At 68.0% G+C, this 3,489-nt stretch carries 2 protein-coding genes and 1 pseudogene; 2 read left to right on the forward strand and 1 reads right to left on the reverse strand.

What is annotated here, in order from left to right:
• A partial coding sequence (locus BN903_RS09645) for a DUF1028 domain-containing protein (RefSeq protein WP_048077537.1) occupies positions 1 to 456 on the reverse strand: 456 nt, incomplete at its 3' end.
• Between the two features lie 517 nt (positions 457 to 973).
• On the opposite strand from BN903_RS09645, the gene BN903_RS09650 reads away from it, so the two are divergent.
• On the forward strand, positions 974 to 3,061 hold the full coding sequence (locus tag BN903_RS09650; RefSeq protein WP_048077538.1) for a PrkA family serine protein kinase: 2,088 nt from the start codon (positions 974 to 976) through the stop codon (positions 3,059 to 3,061).
• Between the two features lies 1 nt (position 3,062).
• Positions 3,063 to 3,489: pseudogene (locus tag BN903_RS09655) on the forward strand (kinase anchor protein); the annotation flags it as partial.

A 3,489-nucleotide genomic window follows, 5' to 3' on the forward strand; every position in this document is an offset into this window, starting at 1 on the left:
GATCAGCCACTCGGCGAGCGGCGCGTCGCCGTGCGCGTCGGACTCGTAGGCGGCCGCGACGTCCTCGATCACGTCTTCGCCGGTGAGGAGGTTGCCCGCAACGGTGTAGTTTTGCCCCTCCAGATGGCCGTACCAGTCGTTACACTCGTCGCCGGAGAACGCGAACGTCCCGTCGGCGTCGACGCCGTGGAGCTGGCGCTCGGCGCTCCCCTCGTCGGCGTTCAGGAGGGCCCGTAAGGCGTCGTCGACCGCGAGCCCGTCATCCAGATACTCGATCCCCTTCCGCCCCAGTTCGACGTTGACGAGCGACTGGGTCGCCACCGCCCCGTCGGACGACGCGAACGGGCAGAGCGTGCCCACGCCCGGCAGTCGGGTGGTCACCGCCACGCCGAACCGGGTCTGGTCGTCGCCGTCCTCGTCGGTGTACCGCTCGCGAACGCAGATGCTGAACGTCACACGCGTACTGCGTCGGCGGGCCGCAAAAGGGTGGGCCCCGGGGCCGATGATTCCGGTTCCAGAACGGCTGTCCGTCCGAGCGACGGCCCTCCCGGTCGATCCCTCTCGCGAACTGCCGCCCGGTCAGAGGACGCGTCGCAGAGCGGCGCGCGCGAGCCGTATCTTCCGGGCGACGCGCGCGAGCCGTTCGGGTCGGTCTCGCGGTCACCCCCGCCGTCGATCTCACGAACCTCCGATAAACCCGGCCGACGGACCGTCACCGACCGGGGCGGATTCGGCGACGGCGACGGCGGCGATCGGGTCATGTTGGATGTCAACTGCCGACATACTTATCCGTGCCAATCCCTCTCACATATATAGCCTCGGATACGGGCGAAGCGACAACCGGCACCGAAACGCACGCCGACGACGCGCTGCTCGCGGCTCGACGAGACGTTGACACGCGCACGGAGAGCGACGGCTCCGTCGGCCGCGTCGAACGCCGGCAACGCCGCCCACTCCGAGCGAACGTGATACGATGGCAGACACCACCGCGGAACGACACACGCTCGAACGGCTCAGCGAGGAGTACCGGACGGAGGTCCCGGACGACCTCAGAGCGGCGCGATCGTTCGACTGGTACCTCGACGCGCTGTACGACGACCCGCGGATCGCCCGGAACGCCCACCAGCGCGTCGCGGACATGTTCGACTACTACGGGACCCACTACGACGAGGAACGCGGCGTCGTCGAGTACGCCCTCGCCGCCGAGGACCCGCTCCACGACGGCGAGAACGTCTTCTACGGCCGCGAGGTCCACGAAGCGATCCACGAGTTCGTCAACAAGGTGAAGTCCGGCGCGCGCGGGCTCGGTCCCGAAAAGCGGATCAAGCTCCTGCTCGGGCCGGTCGGCTCCGGGAAGTCGCACTTCGATTACCTCGTGCGCCGCTACTTCGAGGCGTACACCCGCGAGGACGACGGCCGGATGTACACCTTCCGCTGGGTCGACCTCTGTTCGGTGATCGACGACCAGGACCCGGACGACGACACGGTCCGCTCGCCGATGAGCCAAGATCCGCTCGTGCTCCTCCCGAAGGCGCAGCGACAGGCCGTCGTCGACGACCTCAACGAGCGGCTCGACGCGCCGTACACGCTGCGGAACGACCAGCACCCCGACCCGGCCTCGGAGTTCTACCTGAACGAACTGCTCGCACAGTACGACGACGACCTCGAACGCGTGCTCGACGAACACGTCGAGGTCGTCCGGCTCGTCGCCGACGAGAACCGCCGGGAGTGTATCGAGACGTTCGAACCGAAGGACAAGAAGAACCAAGACGAGACGGAGCTGACCGGCGACGTCAACTACGCGAAACTCGCCGTCTACGGCGAGTCCGACCCGCGCGCGTTCGATTACGCCGGCGCGTTCTGTAACGCTAACCGCGGGCTGTTCTCCGGCGAGGAGCTTCTCAAGCTCCAGCGGGAGTTCCTCTACGACTTCCTCCACGCCTCACAGGAGTCGACGATCAAGCCGAAGAACAACCCCCGGATCGACATCGACCAGGTGATCGTCGGGCGGACGAACATGCCGGAGTACCGCGAGAAGACCGGCGACGAGAAGATGGAGGCGTTCAACGACCGCACGAAGCGGATCGACTACCCGTACGTGTTGGAGTACGAGTCGGAGGCGAAGATCTACGAGAAGATGCTCGCCAACGCCGACGTGCCCAACGTCCACGTCGAGCCGCACGCCCTAGAGATGGCCGGCCTCTTCGGCGTTCTCACCCGCCTCGAAGAACCGACCGACGAGACGGTGACGCTCTTAGAGAAGGCGAAGGCGTACAACGGCGAGCTGGAAGACGAGGAGATCGACCGGCGGAAGCTCCGGGAGGACGCCGCCGAGTCCGCCGACATCGGCGAGGGGATGGACGGGATCTCGGCGCGGTTCGTCGGCGACGAGATCGCCGAGGCGATCATGGACGCCACCCACCGCGACCGGGGGTACCTCTCGCCGCTGTCCGTCTTCGACCACTTCGAGGCGAACCTCGGCGGCCACGGCTCGATCGCGGCCGACGACCTCGACCGGTACGAGCGCCTGCTCGACCGGGTCCGCGAGGAGTACCGCGAGCGCGCCATCGAGGACGTGCGCCACGCGCTGGCGTACGACGTCGACGAGCTTCGCCGACAGGGCGAGAAGTACATGGACCACGTGATGGCGTACATCGACGACGACACCGTCGACGACGAGCTGACGGGGCGGGAGAGCGAGCCGGACGAGACGTTCCTGCGCGCGGTGGAGGAACAGCTCGACGTCCCCTCCGACCGCAAGGACGACTTCAGACAGGAGGTGTCGAACTGGGTCTCCCGGCGCGCCCGCGAGGGGCGCGGCTTCGACCCGCAGGAGAACGACCGGCTCCGCCGCGCCCTCGAACGGAAGCTCTGGGAGGACAAGAAACACAACATCAACTTCTCCGCGCTGGTGTCCGCGACCGACCTCGACGACGAGGACCGGAGCGCGTGGGTTTCGGCCTTAGTCGACCGCGGTTACTCCGAGGACGGCGCGGCGGAGGTGTTGGAGTACGCGGGCGCGGCGGTCGCGCGCTCGGAGATCGAGGACGGCGGGGACTGAGATGAGCGACCGCATCCGATCCGACGGAGAGGCGTTCGTCGCCGCGGCCGACGAGACCCTCCGCGGGGCGTACGACCCGCCGATGAGCCTCGAATCGTACGTCGACCGCGTGTTGGAACGCCCGACCGCGGCCGCCTCCGGCGCGGGGTATCTCCTCGCGGCCGTCGAAGCGTACGGCACGCGGGAGGTCCGCGAGCGCGGCGAGACGCTCGACCGCTACCGCTTCTTCGACGACCCGGCGAACGACGGCGAACACGCGGTGTTGGGCAACACCCGCGCGCTCAACGCGTTCGTCGACGACCTCCGCGCGGCCGCCGCCGGGCGGGGGAACGACGAGACGATAGTCTGGATCGACGGCCCCACCGCGACGGGCAAATCGGAGTTCAAGCGGTGTCTGGTCAACGGGCTCCGCGCCTTCTCGAAGACCG

This window comes from Halorubrum sp. AJ67 (assembly GCF_000513435.1).

Coding starts and splice junctions, on each gene's coding strand:
- BN903_RS09650 (WP_048077538.1), top strand. CDS start 974: ATGGCAGACACCACCGCGGAACGACACACGCTCGAACGGCTCAGCGAG.